Origin of the sequence: Aquabacterium sp. (genome assembly GCF_036279675.1) — a bacterium.
In the GTDB taxonomy this organism is placed as follows: Bacteria; Pseudomonadota; Gammaproteobacteria; order Burkholderiales; family Burkholderiaceae_C; genus Aquabacterium.
Window position 1 is genome coordinate 1 of the sequence record NZ_DASUIS010000082.1, and the last position, 19,223, is coordinate 19,223.

Below are 19,223 nucleotides of genomic sequence, written 5' to 3' on the forward strand. Positions count from 1 at the left end.
GCCTTTGGATTCCGGGTGGATGGCCGTGACGTGGTGGATCAGCAGCGAGACTTCCATATTGGTGTCGTCGTCGAGATCCAGGTGGCATTGGCCGATCTTGACGCCAGCGGCGATCATCGGCACGTTGTCGGGCAGGAACAGCGCGACCCCACTGAGGCTGACATCCAGGATGCGCAAGGCGAGCTGCATGTCGGGCATGGCCGGGTGGCGAAACCGCGCCACAGGGCTCTTGGCAGCGAGTGGCTGGACGCGGAAGGCCGAGCGGCGCTGAAAGCGAAACAGCACGCGTGGGTAACGTGCGTTCAGCGCGGCGTGATGCCCGCCTTTGACGTGCACCACGCCTTCCAGATCGAACTGCAGCTTGATGTTGTCGAGATAGGCCACAGCCACGATTTCGCCGGACTCCAGCAAGGCGTCCAGGCGGGCATCGCCGTCCTCTGCGCTGAAGCACAGGGTGTTGCGCCCATTGTCGGCCGCCCACATCAGGGTGGTGTAGCTGTCGCCATTGGGGCCGCTGAGCGTGACCAGCGCGCGCGCATCCAGCAATTGCTGAAGGTAGGCCTGCACCTCGACTTCCGAGGTGATGCGGTAGTCGTCCAGTTCGGCAGTGGCGGCGCGTGAACCCGGCATGGCGGCCCTTCGATGCTCAATGCATCTTGGTGGGATCGGTGGCGTTGCCCATCATGCGGCTGAGGTCGTTGATCCAGGGTTCCGCCAGGTTGCGGATCTCGGCATCGTTGACCAGGATGCGCTGCATGATGCGGCTCTTGAGCGCGATCTCGTCGGGCCCCAGAGGCAGCTCGTCGGAGGCATGCTTGAGCTGGGCGATCAGCACGGCGCAGGCGCCTTCCAGCTTGACGACGGTGTCCCAGTCGCCGGCACGGGCGGCATTGAGCATGTCCAGGCTGGCGTGTTCGATGGCTTCGTAGTAGCTCAACAGGTTCCCGTTCATCAGGTCTTCGTCGGGCGCAGTGATCAATTCAGGGGCGTTCATGCGTGCACCTCCATGGCTGCGCGGACAACAGTGGCATCGGCGGGGGCAATGGTCACCCACGCGTCACGAATCGGGGTCAGCAGCCTGGCGCATTCATCCAGCGCATTGATGTCATTGCGCAGGTTGGCCTGCGTCAGGCGCATGACGATGTAGCCATACAGGTCATTGAGGTGCTGGGCCAGTTCACCGCCAGCGCGCATGTCCAGTCCGGCCTTGAGGCCTTCGTCGACGATGCGCACGGTCTTGGAGACGGCGGCACATTTGGCTTCGATGTTGCGAGCTTGCATGGCGCCCTTGGCCTGGGCGATGCTGTCGAGTGCACCATTGAAAAGCAGGGTGATCAGTTGATGAGCAGAGGCGCCGCTGACACCGGTCTCGATGTCAATCTGGCGGTAGACGCTGCTCATTTGTTTGGAACTGAACATACTGGCAGAAGAACCTGTAGCAGTGGCGTACATCTGGAACTCTTGGGTAATGCTGAATTCAGCGTTATGAGCTTTATCGGCATCACCCCCGGCAGCTTGAACTCCTGGGCGTGATGTGATCCCAGGAAATAGGCGGTTTTCAGGCCTCGTTTGCCGTCATCGCGTTTTCGTCCTCGTGCGTGGACGATGCGACGTACTGCTCGAGCAGGCGCTGCCGGTACAGCGCTCCTGCAGACGATGGGGTCTCTGCCTGCTGCGGGGCGCTGGTGTCGTTGGCCGAGGGCGCATCGGTCGATGTGGTCTGCCCGCTCGGCAAGGCCAGCAGCCGTGCGGCGATGCCGGAGGACTGCTCTTTGCCACCCGTGGCATCAAAGAGCTGCTCCACCTTGCGGGGATCCTGCTCGAGCGCCTGGTTCAGCCTGGCCGTGTCGACGGACAGATGGCCGTCCGCCTCGAGCTGCAGGCCGATGGCGCGCAAGGACGAGCTGGAAGATGGGGCATCCGCGCTGTTCGGGCTGAACGCGTCCTGCATGCTGTGCTGGATGGCGCGGGCGTCGAGCACGCTGCTGTCGCCAGGCGATTGATCCGATTGATCAAGCTGCGACACCATGTTGTTGTAAGCCTGGGCAAAAGACTGAATGTCCTTGGCCATGGACTGGGTGTCGGTTTCGACGTGAATCGTGGCGGAGCCGCGCGCCTGACCATTGAGCCGCAAGGTCAGGCCGGAGGGCTCGTCCTCGATCAGGTTCTGCGCAGACTGGACTTCGCGCCCGTCGATCTTGAGCCTGGCGTCCTGTGCCGCTTGCGTCAGCGCGGCACCACCGCTGACCTGGGCCGGATTGAAACCCATGGCAGCCAGTGTTTGTGCAGCCTGGTCGTCACCCTTGTTGACCGGTTCGGCCTCCGCCTTGAAACCATTGGCGGAGCCCGTGGAAGTCGAGCGCAGAACCAGCCTGGATCCCGTCGCGTCGCTCACGACGGTGGCAATCACGCCCACACCGGCCGCGTTGATCTTGTCGCGGATGTGTTCGAGCGAGGTGTCCTTGGGGCCAAAGGTGACGCTGGCCTTGGGCCAGTTCGGGTTGGTGGCAAAGGTGCTGGTGGAGGTGTTCCAGGTGCCCAGTTGCAGGTTGAGTGTCCCGATGCCCACGACCGTGGACAAGGACGAGAAACTGGCCGAGGTGGTGGACTGCGCGGTGGCGACGGCGTCGACGCTGATCGCATAGTCGCCCGGTGCAGCCTTGTCGCTGACAGCCTGGACCAAGGCTTCGTTGTCAGAGGTGGCCTTGGTGGCCTGCCAGGTCTGGCTCTTGTTGAGGCGGGCCGCAGCGTCCATCACGGCGGAGGTGGCGCTGCGCAGCTTGCCTGCAGGCGAAATGCGGGTGTCGGGTTCGGCGTCAGCGGTGCGAGGGGCGGCTGTACCTGCTTGCGGGCGCGCAAAGGCCGAAGCGTTGACCATCAACTGAAGGTCAACGCCGTCAACTCTTGATGCTGAGCCTACGGTAGCCATGGTGCTGTCCTAACGCCTCATCTCACCTGTCACATGCGGTTGGGAATGGCACCGTGCCATTCGCGGCATACCGCTTGTCCTGGGTTTCGGCTGGTTCAGCGCCTTCTTGAGGCCGCTACCGGGAAAATGTCACTAACTCTTGTTCCAGTTTGTGATCATCTGTGTCACGTAGTTGCTTGTGCTGGTCAGGCCGGCCATGTTCTGGTCCAGCGCCGTGTATTGCGCACGCAGCCGCTTTTCATACAGTGCGGCACGCGAGTCCAGTTCGTCCTGGCGCTTCTGGTTGTCCTGGATGGACTTGTTCAAGCCGGCTGTTCGGCTGGTCAAGGCGCCGTCGAAGCCCAGCATGTTGCTGGCCAGCGTGCGCAGCTTGGTGGCCACGCCGTCCTTGCTGCTGTCGGTCAGGTTGGCGTTGGCGAACAGCTTTTTCACTTCTGTCAGTTTGCCCAGGGCATTGGTCAGCTTGGTGCTGTTGACCGTCAGGGTACCGCCGCTTTGCACCTCCACGCCGATGGACGACAAGGTCGTGAACACGCTGGAGTTGCCGGCGGTGCCGCCCACCGTGGCGCGCAACTGATTGAGGATGCCCACGGCCGTGCCATCACCCTGCAAGGTGCCAGCGGTCTTGGTGGCGTCGTCATATTTGGTGTTGTTGCGCAGCAGGGTGATCAAGGACGAATACGAGGTGGCGAAGTCATTGATCGCCTTGGTGATCGTGTCGTTGTCCTGCTTGACCGTGACGGTGGCTGGGTTGTCAGTCACCACGGGCGGCACGTCTGCCGTACTCGTCTTGGTCACCTTGCTCACGGTGAAGCTGATGCCGGTCAGCACGTCGGCGAAACTGTTGGTGCTGGATGTGACGTCGACGCCGTTGATGGACGCGGCGGCGTCCTTGGCTGACTGCGTCCTGGTCGTTCCTGGCAGCGATGCGGCGGGATCGTAGGCCAGAGCGGAGAGGCCGGCATTGTCTGTGGCATTGCCGTCACCGGTGTCATCCACTGAAATGCGAAATGCATTGGCCGCGCCGGTGGCGCTCGAGCTGATGGCCAGGCGCGCGCCTTTGGAATCCTTCACGATGGTGGCGCTCACGCCGGCACCCGCGTCGTTGATCTTGTCGCGGATGGTTTCGAGCGTGTCCGTGGCGGCGATGCTGACCGTGGTGGTCTTGCTCGCCGTGAGCGTGGTCCCGTCCAGCGAGCCCAGGTCGATGGTGAGCGTGCCGCTGCCCAATGTGGACGTGCTCGCGGTGAGCGCTGTGTTGGTGACGACGGACTGACCGGACGCCAGTGCCGATACCGATACCGAGTAGCTGCCTGTGGCCGCGCCAGAGGAGGTCGTGAAGTTCACGACGCTGGTGTCGGAAGACGAAGAGGTCGTGCTGTACCAGATGTCGGGGTTGGCGAGCTTCTGCGCCGCATCCTTCAGGGTGGACATGGCAGACTGCACCTGACCAAACGCCGAAATTTTCGACTGGATCTTGTCGGCGGTTTTCTGCAAAAGGGAAATGGGTTGACGTTCCAGCGCAACCAGCTTGGTCACGATGGACTCTGCCTGCAGACCGCTGCCCACACCCAGGGAGGTGATGGAGGCTGATCCCGAAGTGGTGGTCATGTTGATCTTCCTTTTGCGCCGCTCATGCCGGATCGGGCATGAAATGCCGATGTCCGGTCAGGGCCGGACATCGTGTAATTCGGCATGAAACGTCAGGACTTGAGCAACCGGCTTGTTGTCCCTGCGTTCATGAGGGGGATCAACCGCCCAGCAGCTTCAGCACGTTCTGTGGCAACTGGTTGGCCTGCGCGACCATCGCATTGCCAGCCTGTTGCAGGATCTGAGCGCGCGAGAGGTTGGCAGTTTCCACCGCGAAGTCGGCATCCATGATCCGGCTGCGAGCGGCAGTCTGGTTCTCGGCCGCCACCTGCAGGTTGGAGATGATGGCGTCAAAGCGGCTTTGCGTTGCACCGTAGACCGCGCGTTCCGAGTTGATCTTGTCCAGCGCGCCGTCGATGGAGTCGATGACGCCTTTCAGCGCGGTGGTGTTGGCGTCGCTGCCGATCGAAACAGTGTTGCCGGTGACCGCTGTGATGCTGGCGTTGGTCAGCATGTTGGCCGTCGAGATCGTGATCAGGTCGTTCGTCGTGGTGTTGGCACCGATCTGGAAGTCCAGGGCGCCGGCACCGGAGGCCAGGATGTCCTTGCCGTTGAAGGTCGTGGCACCCAGCACCCGAACGATTTCCATCGACAGTTGCTTGAATTCCTTGTTGAGGGAATCCTTGTCGCTGGAGCTGTTCGAGGCGTTGCGGGACTGAACCGTCAGTTCACGCATGCGCTGCAGGGCGTCGGAGACCTTGCCCAGGGCGCCTTCAGCGGTCTGCGCCAGGGAGATGCCGTCGTTGGCATTGCGTGCCGCGACGTTCATGCCCTTGACTTGCGCATTCATCCGTTCGGCGATGGCCAGGCCGGCAGCATCATCCTTGGCGGAGTTGACTCGCAAACCCGATGACAGCCGTTGCATCGACACGGACAGTGACATCTGCGACGTGTTGAGATTGCGCTGAGCGTTCAGCGAGTTCAAGTTCGTATTGATCGTCTGAGGCATAACGCACTCCTAAAAATTCGTCAGACTTCCGGCGATGTCGCCGACCTTCAGCTTGTCGCCGAAGGAGTCCAAAAAAATTCCTTCAGCCAGTGGTATGGATGTTCGGAGTTTTTTTGAGAACCAAAAGTGCGAATAAAGACCCGATCAAGCCCCAATTCCAATCTGTAAAAGGAAAAGCCGCCCGAAGGCGGCTTGATGACCGTTTGCCGGGGCACACGCCGGTATTTCCGGCGTGTGGCGCCGAGATATCAGCGCAGCAGGGACAGTACTTGCTGTGGCAGCTGGTTGGCCTGCGCAATCATCGCGTTGCCAGCCTGTTGCAGGATCTGGGCACGTGACAGGTTGGCCGTTTCTGTCGCGAAGTCGGCATCCATGATGCGGCTGCGGGCAGCTGTCTGGTTCTCGACGGAGACCTGGAGGTTCGAGATCACCGAGTCAAAGCGGCTCTGAGTGGCGCCGTACATGGCGCGTTCGGAGTTGACCTTGTCGATGGCGCCGTCGATGTTGTCGATCACCGTCTTGATGGCTGCAGCATCTTGCGTGCTGTCGATCTTGGACGCGGCACCCGTGACAGCCGTGATGCTGCCATCGTTGTTCATGTTGGTCGTGGTGACCGTGATGACGTCGTTGGATGTGGTGTTGGCGCCGATCTGGAAGTCCTTGCCACCGGCGTTGGAGCCGATGATGGTCTGTCCGTTGAAGGTGGTGCCGCCGATCACACGGGTGATTTCCTTCGACAGCTGCTGGAATTCCTTGTTCAGGGAGTCCTTGTCGCTCGAGCTGTTCGAAGCGTTACGGGCTTGAACAGCCAGTTCACGCATACGTTGCAGGGCGTCGCCAACCTTGGACAGCGCGCCTTCTGCGGTTTGAGCCAGCGAGATGCCGTCGTTGGCGTTGCGCACAGCCACGTTCATGCCGCGAACCTGAGCGTTCATGCGTTCTGCAATGGCCAGACCGGCGGCGTCGTCCTTGGCGGAGTTGACGCGCAAGCCAGAAGACAGGCGTTGCATCGAGGTGGTCAGCGAAGCTTGCGAAACGCTGGTGTTGCGCTGTGCGTTCATCGACAGCAGGTTGGTATTGATAACTGAAGGCATGGTGCTCTCCTATGGTTGCAAAACTCCCGGCAGATAGCGCCGGCATGTAAACGCGGTGATACAGCTACCGCACTGCCAGACCGTCGCTAGTCAACCGCATTGCCCGAAGTGGCGTCTTGCCACCAGAAACATCGGCCGGCTAACCGGACCACGGACCCATTCTTGAAGACCGTTGCTTTGCATATCGGCGCCCGTTTGTGTGGACTTGAGTGATTTGCAAAACCAGCTTTCGTGAAATAGTGTCGAGAGAAATGACATTGCTTTGCTGTTCATCTCCGATCCCCATGGGAATCGCTGATGTCTAGACTGATGGCACCTCTTCCTTATGAAATGGGTGTCATCCGCCATGCAAACCTCGACACAAGCTGTTTTCGGCCAGCAGGCACGACTTCTGAAGCAGGCTCATCAACATTGGGAGCACGGCCTGGCATTCAGCAAGAAGGGAGAGTGGCAGGGCGCCGTCAAGGAGTTTGACAAAGCCTGCAAGGCTGCCCCCGCTGACACCTTGTTTCGTTTGAATCTCGCACGTGCCTTGCTGCGCTCCCGCCAGGCGGACCGCGCGATCGAGCACACACGCCGCATCCTGGAGCAGGAGCCCGCCAACTTGCTGGCTCGCCAGTTCATGGGCGAGTGCCTCACCCAGCTTGGCCGCCACAGCGAGGCCGCCAGCTTCATGCTGGAGATGCCGGAAGGCCTGCGCCCCAGTGCGGAATACCTGCAGATCCTGGGCAACACGCTGTTCAGTGCTCAGCGCTATAAAGAAGGCATCAACGTGCTGTTCGAAGCCTTGTCCATGGACGTGACGCACGCGATGAGTCACTACCGACTGGGCTTGTGCTTCAACGCCGTGGGCATGAAGGCCGAAGCCATCGAGTGCCTGACCACGGCGCTGGCCATGGATCTCTCTGGCGGCGACCTGGCGGCACGCAGCCTGATGTTGTTCATTCGGCGAGAGTTGTGCCAGTGGGATGACGCCGAGCGTGAGATGGGTGAGGTCAACCAGCTGCTGGATGAACTGACACCTGCTTCGATCTGCTGGTCATCGGTGTTTGCCGCCGTCACCCTCAATGGCGATGTCGGCCGCCAGCTGAAGGCCGCACAGGCCTGTGCGAACTACTATGCGCATGGCGTCAAACCGCTGGCACCCTTGCCGTTGCGTGCCATGCCGGAGCGGCTGCGTGTGGGCATGGTCTCTTGCGACTTCCACCATCACGCCACCACCATCCTGCTGGCCGAGGTGCTGGAAAAGCTGGATGCCGGACGCTTCGAATTGCATCTCTATTCGCATGGCCCTGATGAAGACAGCCCCATGCGTCGTCGCATCAAGGCGGTGTCCACCCAGTTCGTCGAGGTGGGCGACTGGAGCGATCAGCAGGTGGCCGAGCAGATCAGGGCCGATCAGATCGACGTGTTGATCGACCTCAAGGGTCACACGGTGAACGGTCGACTGGGCATCTTTGCCTATCGCCCCGCACCTGTGCAGGTGACCTACCTGGGCTTTCCTGGCACCAGTGGTGCGACCTATATTGACTACATGGTGGGCGACGCCCTGGTCAGCCCGCTGAGCGAAGCGCCGTATTACACGGAGAAGCTGGCGCTGATGCCCCATTGCTATCAGCCCAATGACCGCAAGCGCCCCCTGCCGCAGCCCGATAGCAGGGCCGCACACGGCTTGCCCGACGATGCGATCGTGCTGTGCGGCTTCAACCAGCCTTTCAAGATCTCGCCTGAAGTGTTCGATGTCTGGTGCGAGTTGCTGCATCGCATTCCCAATTCAGTGTTGTGGCTGCTGAACTGGCTGGGCACGGCCGGGGATGTCTTGCGAGGCGAAGCCGCCAGACGCGGCATCGACCCGCAAAGGCTGGTGTTCGCCCCCAAGGTCCATATCAGCGAACACATCAGCCGCTTTGCCCTGGCCGACATCTACCTGGACGCCTGGCCCTGTAACGGCCACACTACGGTCAGCGATGCCTTGTGGGCCGGCGTGCCAGTAGTGACTTACGCCGGACACAGCTTCGCCCAACGCGTGGCCGCCAGCCTGTTGCACAACGTGGGTCAGCCTGATCTAATCAGCCACGACACGGATGGCTACATGGCCAAGGTGCAGGAACTGGCTGCAGACAAACTGCAGCGAGAGGCCATCAGGGCCAGCCTGCACCGCGCGCGCGATGAAGCCCCACTGTTTGACAGTGACGCCTATGCCCGCGACTTTGGCGACCTGCTGTGGCGCATGGCCGAGCGCCAGGCCCAGGGCCTGCCCCCCGATCACCTGAGCTGAAGGAGAAACAGCATGAGCCCCTCACTCGTCTCCTCCAGCGGAAACCGGAGCGCCGTCATGAATGAACTGCCCCGCATCCACCTGAGCATCGTTCAGCCCAAGGGCTACGTGCACTCCCTGGGTTTCCTGGATCAGGCCCGCTACTTCCGCCATCAGTTCAGGCGCATGGGGGCAGAGGTCTCCATGGGCAAGAACCGCCTGCGCCATGATGCTGTCAACTTCATCTTCGGCGCCCATCTGGGGTTCGAGGCTGAATTGCGCGAGCGTTACAGCTGCGTGTTCGTCAACCTGGAGCAACTGGGGCAGGGCGGGGCTGCGGTCTCGCGCGATTACGTCGCGCTTTTGCAGACCTCGGCCGTGGTGGACTATGACCATGACAACATCCAGGCCTATTCACGGCACCCGGAAGAAGTCATGGTGGTGCCCTTCCTGCACGCCCCCTATCTGCAGCAGGATGAGGCCATCCCGCTGGAAGACCGGCCCATCGATCTGCTGTTCATTGGCAGCCTCAACGAGCGCAGGCGCGCGATGATTCAGCGCATCGAGTCAACGGGCGTACAGGTCAGCATGTTCGATGGCGCCTTGTACGGCCCGGAACGCGACGCCTACATCGTGCAGGCCAAGGCGGTGTTCAATGCGCACTTCTACGAGACCAGTCGTTTCGAGCAGGCGCGCGCCTCGCACTGCCTGTCACTGGGCACGCCCGTCATTTCGGAGCGTCGTCAGCAGACGCGTCCGCATGCCGCGTTCGAAGACAGTGTGCTCTGGCTGAGCGAAGACCAACTGGAAGCGTATTTCAGCGAACACTTTGCGACCCCGGCGTTTTTCGAAGAAGCACGCGCCGCGCTCAAGGCCTTCGAGGCCGCTGACCCGATTGAAGCCTATGCCGATCTGCTGGCCTTCGCCGCAGGCTTTGGCCGTGAACACCAGGCTCGTCGCCCGGCGACACCATGGCAGCCCAAGCGCGTGCACGTGGGCTCTGGTAACGACTACCTGCCGGGCTGGTTGAATGTGGATGTCCATGAGCTGGTGCAGCCTGATGTGATCGGTGATCTGTCGCTGCCCATCGGCTTGCCCTTTGTGGGCGAGACGCCCCAGACAGGCCCCATCGATGTGCAACCTGCCAGCGTGGACCTGATCTACGCCAGCACGGCGCTGGAGCAGGCCACCGACCTGCCCATGTTGATGAGCAACTGCCTGGCCATGCTCAAGACCCACGGCAAGCTGATCGTGCAGGTATCCCATGAGCAGGCCATGCGCGCCTGGCAGGACCCCACCCACCGCCGCGCCTTCAATGAGAAAACCTGGCTGTACTTCAGCGAGCTCTTCTGGCAAGTGGGGTGGTTCGAGCACCGCTTCCATGTAGACCGCTTCGAGTACATGAACGAGCGCAACGAGGTGTGCGAGCGTGAACAGGCTGCGACCATGAACGTGCTGCTGATCAAGGTGGAGACCTCCGCGCATGAACGCACGCTGGCGCGCACCATGCAGGCGGACTTCTCGATGCCGGATGACTTGCCCCAGCCAGCGCCAGAGCCATCGGCCCGACTGGTTGCCTGAGGTGCCTGATGGCTGATGAGCGTCGCTTCCTGCTCTTTTCCGGCCACAACGACCGCGCCGTGGTGGCGCTGTGCCGGTTCTTCGAGCAGGCGCGCCTGCCCTTTGTCATCGTGGCGGCCGGCGCTGCCGATGCCATCCACCGTACGCGTTGGGCGGAGCAGGTGGTGTTCAACCGCCTGGATCCACTGGTGACCGTATCCTGGCTGCGCATGCTGGCCGACAGCCTGGGGGGTGAACTGGTCTATTGCCCCACCACCGAGTTCATCAATCACTTTGTTCTGAACCACCGCGCGGACCTGTCTGACAGTGGCCTGCACATTGGCTTGCCCGAGCAGGCGATTTACGAGCAACTGACGGGCAAGCACAGCAGCCAGGCCTTGATGACCAGCTTGTGCGCCGATCTGCAACTGCCTGGCACGCAGCCTGAAGGCCAGTGGCATGCGCCATGTGTGCTCAAGCCGCATGAGAACGTGAGCCAGGGGCGGGTGCGCTATCCCTTGCTGTGCCGCACGGATGCTGATTTGCAGCAGGCCTTGCACGGGCTCGATCGCCAGGCCTATTTTGCGCAGGACTTCATCACCGGACAAAGCCACTATCTGTGTGGCTACCTGGCCCGTGATGGCGAATTTGCTTCCTTCTGGCAAGTCAACCTGATGCAACAAGGCGGTGGCAAGTCCATCGTGCTGGCCCGGCCTTGTGCCAACCCCGGTCTGGATGAATTGAACCTGTTCCAGCGGCTGCATGCCCGGGGTTACCACGGGGCCTTCATGCTGGAAGTCATCGCTTCCCAGCGGCGGCTCTACTACATCGAAGTGAATCCACGTTTCTGGGGGCCGCTGCAACTCGCCCTGGATGTATGCCCGGACATCCTGCGGCTGTTTGCCCGCGATCAAGGCTTCGATACGCCAACGATCACCGCACAGCTGCCGGAAAACGCCTGTTACGCCTGGGCTTATGGCGCTCACCAGCCCGGTGGGGTCGTGCATCCTGCAGGACAGGCCATCAGTCCTCAAGAGCGCGAACGGCTGTTGTCGGTCCATGACGTTTACGCGCGAGACGATACCCGGGCGCTGCAGGCCTGCCACTGAACCATTTATTGAACGGACGAGACCATCATGCCCTCGACGCCTTCCCTCAAGGACCTCTACCTGCAACGCAGCAAGCATGCGAATTACCAGCTGGTGCATCCGCTGGTCGCCAGGCTGCTGGGTGACACCAGCGATCTGCCTGCGGGCAAACTGGAAGTCGAGCGGCAGACCTATTTCGACCGTGCGCTGCCACTGCTGGGCGCGCGCGTGCTGGACATCGGTGCCAATACGGGTTACTTCAGCTTTGGCGCGCTCGACAGCGGTGCGCAGCACGTGACCTGCTATGAAGGCAACCAGGAGCATGCCGCTTTCGTGGCCCATTGCGCAGAGCAGGCGGGCCTGGCCGATCGCCTGCGCATGAACGCCAGCTATTTCGACTTCCTGGCGTCTATCACCGAGACCTTCGATGTCACCTATTGCCTCAACGTGCTGCACCACCTGGGTGATGACTTCGGCGACCAGAGCTTGAGCGTGGATGCGGCCCGTGAACAGATGATCAGGAGCCTGCGCCACATGGCCGGCCTCACGCGCGTCCTCATGCTGCAACTGGGCTTCAACTGGAAGGGCGATGTGCGCTGCCCCTTGTTCGAAGGCGGCGAGAAAGCTGCACTCATCGACTTCGTGGCCCAGGGTGTTGGTGACAGCTGGGTCATCGAGGAGGTCACTGTGCCCAACCCCGTCAGCCGTGTCTACGAGCCCATCAGCGAGGACAACCTGCCGCGCAACAACCAGATCGGCGAGTTCATGAACCGCCCCTTGTTCAAGATGCGCAGCCGTGTGCTGGTGTGAAGACGACCCTGGTGTACCCATGAAAAGGCCCGCTGCGTGCGGGCCTTGTTCATGAGGCGGCGTGATGGCAAAGGGAGGGTGCTATGCCGTCTCGACCTGTGACGCTGCCGTGTCGTGGCTCATGCCCGTTTCATCCGTGGCAACAGCTTGCTGCGCCTTCCAGAACACAAAGAAAGGTTCACGCTCGTTGCAGCCAAACTCCGCCTTGGTCACGCCTGGCAACAAGGCCTGATGGTCCAGCAGGTCGCCTTGCAGGCCCGCCGCGTGGAAGTAGTCCCTGATGTCATCTCCGAACAGGCGAACGTGATCGGCCTGGCCATACAGCAAGTGGGCTGTTTGCGAGTCCGGTACGGTCTTCATTTCCAGAGTGTGTTTCAGGCCGGGCGCGTACGGCGTCTGCGCGATCACGATGCCACCTGGCCTGAGCACGCGATGGATCTCCGAGAGTGCCACCTCAGGATGGTGCACATGCTCCAGGATGTGATTGCAGATGATGAGGTCCAGGCTGTTGTCCTCGAAGGGCAGATCTTCCAGATCCACGCGCTGCAGATGGGGGCGTTGCGGATGCAGGTCACCACGTATGTAGCGGGCTGGTTGAGTCGCTTCAATCAGGACCTCCAGATGGGGTTCCGGCGCCATGTGCAGGATGCTCGCGCCTTTCAGCTGGCTCTTGACACCCGAAGCCCGCATGTACAGCCACAGGTGCCGGTCGCGGTCATGGCAGCCACATACCGGGCACATGAACACATCGGGATCCGAGCCCACTGTGTCGAGCACCTGCATCAGCGGGCTGCGGCTCTGCGCATGAGGATAAGGCAGCCAGGCTGAGACGGTTTGGTCGCATACGCAGCAATAGGGCATGTTGTGTTCCTGTTCGGTCCGGGGTCAGACCGGCGTGCCGGCGTGATGCGCTTCCAGGCTGCTGGGAGCAGGTGCGGGCGCAATCGGTGGCAACTGGGGGTGGCGAATGAGGGCCGCCACGCTGGCCACGTCCTCGTCGCTGAGCGCCGGGTAGATGGGCAGGCAGATGACCTTTGATGAGGTGGCCTTGGCCACAGGCAGGTTGCTGGCGTGGGCCGAGGGCAGGCCGCGGTACATCGGGAAATCCGAGATCAGCGGGTAGAAGTAGCGTCGGCCATAGATGCCGGCATCCTTCATCTGCTGGTAGATCACGTCGCGGCTGAGCGGATAGTCCGGCTCGACCAGAATCGGGAAGTATGAGAAATTGGCTTGCGTGTCGGCAGCTGGCTCCAACACGCGAATGCCTTTGACGCCCGTCAGCAACTGGCGATAAAGCGCATCGATTTCCTGTCGGCGCGCAATGGCCTTGCCGACGTGCTTGAGTTGCAGCAGGCCGAGTGCGGCATTGAGCTCGCTCATCTTGCCGTTGATGCCGGTGGCCACCACGGTCGTTTCGTTGACGAAGCCGAAGTTCTTGAGGTGATCGATGTGCTGCTTGGTGCGGGCATCCGGGCTGATGATCGCGCCGCCTTCGAAGGTGTTGAACGCCTTGGTCGCGTGGAAGCTCAATACCGACAGGTCACCATGCTGAAGGATGCTCTGGCCATGCTGCTTCACGCCGAAGGCATGCGCCGCGTCGTAGATGACCTTGAGGTTGTAGTCGTCGGCAATGCGCTGGATGGCTTCCACGTCGCAAGGGCGGCCATAGCAGTGCACCGGCATGATCGCCGTGGTCTGCGGCGTGATGGCCGCCTCGATGCTGGCCGGATCCAGGTTCATGGTGTCCGGGTCGATGTCGGCGAACACGGGTTTGATGCCGTTCCACAGCAGCGAATGGGCCGTGGCCACAAACGAATACGGCGTCGTGATGACTTCGCCGCTGATGCGCAGCGATTGCAGCGCGGTGACCAGGGCGATCGTGGCATTGGTGAACAACGAGATGTATTTGACGCCCAGGTACTCGGCGAGTTCGGCTTCCAGTTGTTTGTGGAAGGGCCCGCCATTGGTGAGGATCTTGCTGTCCCAGATCTGCTGGAGATAGGGCATGAACTCCTCCAGCGGCGGCAAGTCCGGCTGGGTCACATAGATGGGGGGCTTGGTGTTCATGCGCGTGGGTCCTGCTCAGATCGTGGCGTCGGCCAGCTCGCTTTGGTTGCTGCGGCTGCCAGCCGCGGCAGCGGGTGCAGGCATGGCGGCGCTGGTGCCAGGGTTGCCTGCCAGCAGCTTCAGCCAGAAGGTCCGGTAGGCCAGGTAGAGCTGGTCCAGCGAGCCTGCCTGGGTATCCAGGATGTGGAAGTATTCCGCCATGACCGTGTCGTCATGGAAGTGGTGCACGATGCGTTGCGTGGCCTTGCCGATGGCGCCAATGGCCGTTTCGGGGCTGATGTGGCCATCTCGCCATGCTGCCAGGGCGTAGGTCACCCAGGCCAGGAAACCCACCCGGCCACCGTGGCTGTGGGTGCCGATCGTGGTGGTTTGCTGATCGTTCTGGCGGAACACGCCGAGGTACTCGCGGATGAATGTCACGGGCAGGTGCTGGCTGGCGTTGAGCAAGGCGCCCACATCCAGCAGGCCGTAGTAGCTCAGGTCATTGGCGGGTGGGCGTGGGTACAGCGCCGCGCCCTCGGCCGAGAACACCATGTTGCTCAACTCGCCCAGCCAGTTCTGGCAGGTGCCCACGGTGCTGTCGAACAGCTCGGACGTGGTGGGTTGCAGCACGTGGCCGTTGCACTCATGCACGAAGTCCGGCAGGGGCAGGGTCCAGGCGGGCACGCCGTCGTCATGGCTCAGCCATCGCTGGCTGACGGAGGCACAGCAGGGCGCCGCCATGTGCGCGGCCACGTGAGTGCGGTAGAACTCCGGGTAGATGAGGTCGTCATCCAGGTTGAAGTGCACCAGCGGCGTCTGGCCTGCCCACAGGTCCAGCAACTGTTCGTGGTTGCGGCGCGCGTTCTGCGGGCCACGGACCACGGTGATGTTCAGCTCGGCGGTCAGGTCACCCCAGTGGCGGTTGCGGATCATGTCGGTGATCACGCCGCCCGGGCTGTCATCCGAGATGATGACCTTGAAGTCCTTGAAGCTCTGGCGGCGCAGGGCCAGAAACAGCGGTCCCAGGTATTCCTTCTTGTAGGCCGGAATGAGGGTGGTGATCTGGGTCATGGCTTGGTGCTCCGGTGTCGGGCCACGAAGCCCTGATCAATGACGCCACACAGCGAATGGATGGTGCTGAAGGACGAATGCTTTTGCAGGATGTATTCCGCCGAGTCGTAGAAGGATTCGGGCAGTTGCCAGCCGCTGTGTGTGTTGTGGAACAGGGGCATGCGCACGATGCGCGGAAACACGCGGTGAGTGCAGATCGACGTCAGGCACAGATCGGTGGCCCACAAGTGCCAGCCGATGTGGGGGTCTATCTGATGCAGCGAGTCTTTGGCAATGACCAGGGCCAGCTCGTCGATGGACACAACGGCATCTGATTCAGCGTGGTCGGCACAGTTCACGCGGTCGATCACAAAGCCGGCCGCTTCAGGCTGCTCGGTCTGGCGGTTGATCCCCATGCCGATGAAGCCCAGCAGTGTCTTGGGGCGGTCTTCGGCCGAGATGGCGGACAGCAGTGCGTTGAGGCGCTGGCCAAACCCCTTGGGAAAGTACACGTCCTGATGGCACAGCAACACCCAGTCGCTGCCAACGTGCTGCAGCGATTGGGTGAGCGCTTCGGCTGGCGTGGCCGCATGGCGGTAGGAAATGATGCGCGCCTGCACTTCTTGCAGGCCAGGCGATTGTTCGACGTTGACGCGCAGTTGCTGTTCCTTGGTGGTGGGCACCACCACATCGAACAACGCACGCGAGGAGGGCGCAACGGCGTCATCGAACTGGCGTTGACAGCCGATGATGAAATGCTTCATGCGGTGGACGCGGTCGGCGCAGCCAGGCGGGACGCCCAGTGCATCGCCCATGTAGCGCACGGCCGCAGCCAGTTTGTCGTCCACGGCTTGTTCGGGCACGTGGTCCGCCAGCGATGGCGTCCAGCCTGCATCCAGGAGCAGCTTGAAAATGGTGGAGTGGGACTGGAAGCGGGGATGGGCCTTGTCCATGCCCAGCGGATCGTCGGGCAAGGCGGCGATGCCGGTGGAGGGGTCCGCCTCGACCAGATGTGCCATGGCAGACAGGCAGGCATGGTTTTCGGCCAGCACGAACAGTTTGCCGCCTGGCGTCAGCAGTTCGCCCAGTTCGGCCAGCGTCCGGGCCGCGTTGGGCAGGTGCTCCAGCCGGTTGACGATGATCAGGTCGAAGCTGGCGCCAATGTGCAGGATGCTGTTGGCATGGAGATCCACGCTCAGTGTCTGGTTGACGGCTGCATGCACCTGGCCAGGCTGCACTGGATGGCTGCTGACGCCTACCCAGTGGCATTCGCCATGGCGCGCCTTGTAGGCCTGGGCGAGTTCGCCGAGGCCGCAGCCCAGCTCCAGCACGCGGGCGGCGGGAGGCAGGGCCGCCAGCAGCTTTTGCAGGGCGGGCGCTGCCGCGCGGGCCGCGCGCTCGTGGCTGTTGGAGGCCGGCGCACCACCGCTGATCACGATCAGGGCAGGTGGGGGCGCATTGAAAGTGGCAGGTGCATTCATACTGCCATGATGGGCTTTTCGCCCAGGGCCGATCCGCCAATCAGGTGCGCGAAGAGTGCATTAATCCCGGCCTGAGCAGGCGGGAACCCTTCAGATTGCGGCCATCGTGCCGAGCAGCAGGTCCAGATTGTGGCGAGCCAGGTAGCTGCCCCGGCCGTGCACGGCGCCTTCCAGGGCGGGGTTTTCGCCGATGCTCAGGCACTGGCGCCAGGCACTTTCCACCATGGGCAGGATGTCGCCGGCCTGGGCGGGCTGGGCCATGGCCAGGTCCAGCAGCACGTCGCCCAGCACGAAGAAGAAGTCCGGCGAGTCGGGCCAGTTGGGCATTTCAGCCTGCGCCAGGTGGATCGCCTCGTCTGCCTGGCCTTTGGCCTTGAGCGTGTACAGGCTGCGCAGGATCAGGTCATGGCGCCAGGGGGGATCTCGCCTGGCTTGTGGTCCCAGCAATTGCAGGCTGTGCGCGTAGGCCTGCCAGGCCGTGTCGAAGCGGTCGTGCACTTCTTCATCTTTGCCAAGTTGATAGTGCAGGTAGGCATCCTGCGGTTGTTCCGCCACCGCCAGCTTGAGCAGGGACTGGTTGCGGCTGCCTTTGGCCAGCATCTGCGCGGGCATGTAGCCGTCGTGCCCGACGGTCACCGCCAGATCGTGGCGTGGCAGGGGGGACACGGGTTGTTCGTGCACACGCCCCTCATAACGAACCCCCTTGGGCAGCACGCGGGGCAGCCAGCTGGATGCGGCGTGGGCGGGCTGCTGGCCATCCGTGGCGTAGCTGCTGCGTACGTCGATCCGGCCGATGAAGTCGGGCTGCTTGGTGCGCAAGGCGGCAATGAGCGGGCCGCCTTCGTCCAGCGTTTCGTCGGCATCCAGGATCAGGTTCCAGTCTGCATCGCTGCAGGCCAGGGCGGCATTGCGCGCTGCCGCAAAGTCGTGGATCCAGGTGAAGTGGTGGACCTGTGCGCCTTCGGCTTTGGCGAGCGCGATGGTCTGGTCGGTGGAGCCTGTGTCCAGCACGATCATGTCGTCGACCCAGGGACGCACGCTGCGCAGACAGCGCACGATGCAGCGCGCTTCATCGCGTGCAATCATCACCAGGGCAATGCGGGGCATGGACAGTCCGAGTGGGTGAGGTGCTCGGCATTGTGGCGTCGAACTTGAGGGCCAAACCCCGAAACAGGGCCTGGGACAACACCTAAATAGAGGCCTTGGCAAGCCTCTACTGGTGGCTTACCCCGTGATCACACCATTGCAGAATCAATCTCAGGTACTAAGCTCAATCCGAGTCGATGCAGGAGAGCCCCATGCGTGTACGACTGATTCTGGTGTTGTCGATCCTGATGTCGATGATGGTGACTGCGCGTGCGGAAGATGCCGACAATGAGGTGGTGCAACAGCTCAGTACGGTACAGGCGCATCTGAAGGCGTCGGAGCCTCCGGCAGAGCGCCGCGCGTCAGCGGTGCCTACGCTGGCGCGCCTGGTGGGCAAGTTGCTGTCCGAGCAGCTCAAGGATGTGCGCATCGAGTGGGAGCCTGTTGCCGGCCAGAATCAGGGTGCCGCCATGCAGCAGCAGGGGGCCTTGCACTTCAACCGCCGCGCCGAGATCTGCTTTGACAACTATCGTGTGGGCTTCAAGCGCGATGGGGTGACCATGCGCTATGAGCTGACGTTCTGAGCGGAGGGCTCAGCGCGTCGAGATGCCGGGCATGACCAGGATGTTGTCGAACATGTGCGACTTGTTGTCGACACAGTCGCCCTGGACCCACTGCAGTGAAATCAGGTTGTAGAACGTCCCGGGCAGCACGATGCGCTGCCATCCGGGCTTGCCGTCCAGATTGACAGCCAGCCGCACGGTCGTGCCGTCCGTCTTGAGCCCGGTGAAGGTCACGCGGGAAGGGCTGTCGGCATTCGCTTCCGCCAGATCCATGGTCAGCACGGAAAAAGGCTTGCCGGCTTGCGACGCCAGCGTGGTGATGGCATTGCAGCTGTTGGCCAGCAGGGCGATGCTGCCGCCGACATTGGGCGCCCACTGGCGGCCCACCACATGAAACCCGATGGGGTGTTCGTCATCCGGCGCCGGCGCATAGCTCAGGACATAGCCTTTGGCGCGGTAGACCTCGCCCACGTTGCAGATGGGTTGGCTCCTGGCGCAGACCTTGTCTTCAAAATCCAGCACGGCGGCCTGTGCGAAAGGGGCGCAGACGGCCAGGCCGGCAGCCAGGGCCAGTCTGCTTGCATGCGGATGGGAAAACGTGAACGCCATGGTGCTCTCGGAAACTGATCGTTGTATCGGACGCGATTCAGCTGATTG

17 protein-coding genes and 1 pseudogene are annotated in these 19,223 nt (G+C 62.2%); 5 read left to right on the top strand and 13 right to left on the bottom strand.

Translation table 11 applies throughout. The annotated features are described in order from the left end of the window. The 7 genes from VFW93_RS09965 to VFW93_RS09995 form a co-directional block, all read right to left on the bottom strand. A partial coding sequence (locus tag VFW93_RS09965; protein WP_329693844.1) for a flagellar brake protein occupies positions 1 to 630 on the bottom strand: 630 nt, incomplete at its 3' end. Between the two features lie 16 nt (positions 631 to 646). Beyond that, positions 647 to 952 carry a flagellar protein FliT gene (locus tag VFW93_RS09970; protein WP_329693871.1) on the bottom strand — a complete coding sequence of 102 codons (306 nt, stop codon included), beginning with the start codon at positions 950 to 952 and terminating at the stop codon, positions 647 to 649. A 38-nt stretch (positions 953 to 990) separates the two neighbouring features. Continuing rightward, complete coding sequence (gene fliS / locus VFW93_RS09975; RefSeq protein ID WP_329693845.1) at positions 991 to 1,419, bottom strand: flagellar export chaperone FliS; 429 nt, start codon at positions 1,417 to 1,419, stop codon at positions 991 to 993. A 139-nt stretch (positions 1,420 to 1,558) separates the two neighbouring features. Then, entirely contained in the window at positions 1,559 to 2,878 is a 1,320-nt protein-coding gene (gene fliD, locus VFW93_RS09980) for a flagellar filament capping protein FliD (protein WP_329693846.1), read from the bottom strand. A gap of 183 nt (positions 2,879 to 3,061) precedes the next feature. Continuing rightward, on the bottom strand, positions 3,062 to 4,540 hold the full coding sequence (fliD, locus tag VFW93_RS09985; RefSeq protein WP_329693847.1) for a flagellar filament capping protein FliD: 1,479 nt from the start codon (positions 4,538 to 4,540) through the stop codon (positions 3,062 to 3,064). Positions 4,541 to 4,679: 139 nt separating this feature from the next. Further along, positions 4,680 to 5,528, bottom strand: coding sequence for a flagellin domain-containing protein (locus tag VFW93_RS09990; protein ID WP_329693848.1), 849 nt, complete (start codon positions 5,526 to 5,528; stop codon positions 4,680 to 4,682). 248 nt (positions 5,529 to 5,776) lie between these two features. Then, positions 5,777 to 6,622, bottom strand: a complete 846-nt coding sequence (locus VFW93_RS09995; RefSeq protein ID WP_329693849.1) for a flagellin — start codon at positions 6,620 to 6,622, stop codon at positions 5,777 to 5,779. 346 nt (positions 6,623 to 6,968) lie between these two features. On the opposite strand from VFW93_RS09995, the gene VFW93_RS10000 reads away from it, so the two are divergent. Genes VFW93_RS10000 through VFW93_RS10015 form a run of 4 tightly spaced genes read left to right on the top strand, consistent with a single transcriptional unit; the run spans position 6,969 to position 12,337 of the window. Next, a complete protein-coding gene (locus tag VFW93_RS10000; protein ID WP_329693850.1) occupies positions 6,969 to 8,900 on the top strand; it encodes a tetratricopeptide repeat protein in 1,932 nt (643 codons plus the stop codon). A gap of 57 nt (positions 8,901 to 8,957) precedes the next feature. After that, a complete protein-coding gene (locus VFW93_RS10005) occupies positions 8,958 to 10,460 on the top strand; it encodes a hypothetical protein (protein WP_329693851.1) in 1,503 nt (500 codons plus the stop codon). Between the two features lie 8 nt (positions 10,461 to 10,468). Beyond that, positions 10,469 to 11,548, top strand: coding sequence for a hypothetical protein (locus VFW93_RS10010; RefSeq protein ID WP_329693852.1), 1,080 nt, complete (start codon positions 10,469 to 10,471; stop codon positions 11,546 to 11,548). A gap of 27 nt (positions 11,549 to 11,575) precedes the next feature. Beyond that, the gene (locus VFW93_RS10015; protein WP_329693853.1) at positions 11,576 to 12,337 is read left to right on the top strand and encodes a class I SAM-dependent methyltransferase; all 762 of its coding nucleotides are present in this window, start codon (positions 11,576 to 11,578) and stop codon (positions 12,335 to 12,337) included. An 81-nt stretch (positions 12,338 to 12,418) separates the two neighbouring features. Here VFW93_RS10015 and VFW93_RS10020 read toward each other — a convergent pair whose 3' ends face one another. From VFW93_RS10020 to VFW93_RS10040, 5 genes and pseudogenes are all read right to left on the bottom strand, one after another. Then, the gene (locus VFW93_RS10020) at positions 12,419 to 13,198 is read right to left on the bottom strand and encodes a class I SAM-dependent methyltransferase (protein ID WP_329693854.1); all 780 of its coding nucleotides are present in this window, start codon (positions 13,196 to 13,198) and stop codon (positions 12,419 to 12,421) included. A 105-nt stretch (positions 13,199 to 13,303) separates the two neighbouring features. After that, positions 13,304 to 14,404, bottom strand: a pseudogene (locus VFW93_RS10025) (DegT/DnrJ/EryC1/StrS family aminotransferase); the annotation flags it as partial. Between the two features lie 15 nt (positions 14,405 to 14,419). Further along, positions 14,420 to 15,457 (bottom strand): glycosyltransferase family A protein, encoded by a 1,038-nt coding sequence (locus VFW93_RS10030; RefSeq protein WP_329693855.1) that lies wholly within the window; start codon positions 15,455 to 15,457, stop codon positions 14,420 to 14,422. Continuing rightward, the gene (locus tag VFW93_RS10035; RefSeq protein ID WP_329693856.1) at positions 15,454 to 16,917 is read right to left on the bottom strand and encodes a class I SAM-dependent methyltransferase; all 1,464 of its coding nucleotides are present in this window, start codon (positions 16,915 to 16,917) and stop codon (positions 15,454 to 15,456) included. The genes VFW93_RS10030 and VFW93_RS10035 overlap by 4 nt, the downstream gene beginning before the upstream one ends. Positions 16,918 to 17,007: 90 nt before the next feature. Next, on the bottom strand, positions 17,008 to 18,024 hold the full coding sequence (locus tag VFW93_RS10040; protein ID WP_329693857.1) for a glycosyltransferase family 2 protein: 1,017 nt from the start codon (positions 18,022 to 18,024) through the stop codon (positions 17,008 to 17,010). A 191-nt stretch (positions 18,025 to 18,215) separates the two neighbouring features. Between VFW93_RS10040 and VFW93_RS10045 the strand changes: the two genes are divergently transcribed. Next, on the top strand, positions 18,216 to 18,587 hold the full coding sequence (locus tag VFW93_RS10045; RefSeq protein WP_329693858.1) for a hypothetical protein: 372 nt from the start codon (positions 18,216 to 18,218) through the stop codon (positions 18,585 to 18,587). Positions 18,588 to 18,596: 9 nt separating this feature from the next. On the opposite strand, the gene VFW93_RS10050 is transcribed toward VFW93_RS10045, so the two are convergent. Beyond that, on the bottom strand, positions 18,597 to 19,175 hold the full coding sequence (locus VFW93_RS10050; RefSeq protein ID WP_329693859.1) for a hypothetical protein: 579 nt from the start codon (positions 19,173 to 19,175) through the stop codon (positions 18,597 to 18,599). Between the last annotated feature and the right edge of the window lie 48 nt (positions 19,176 to 19,223).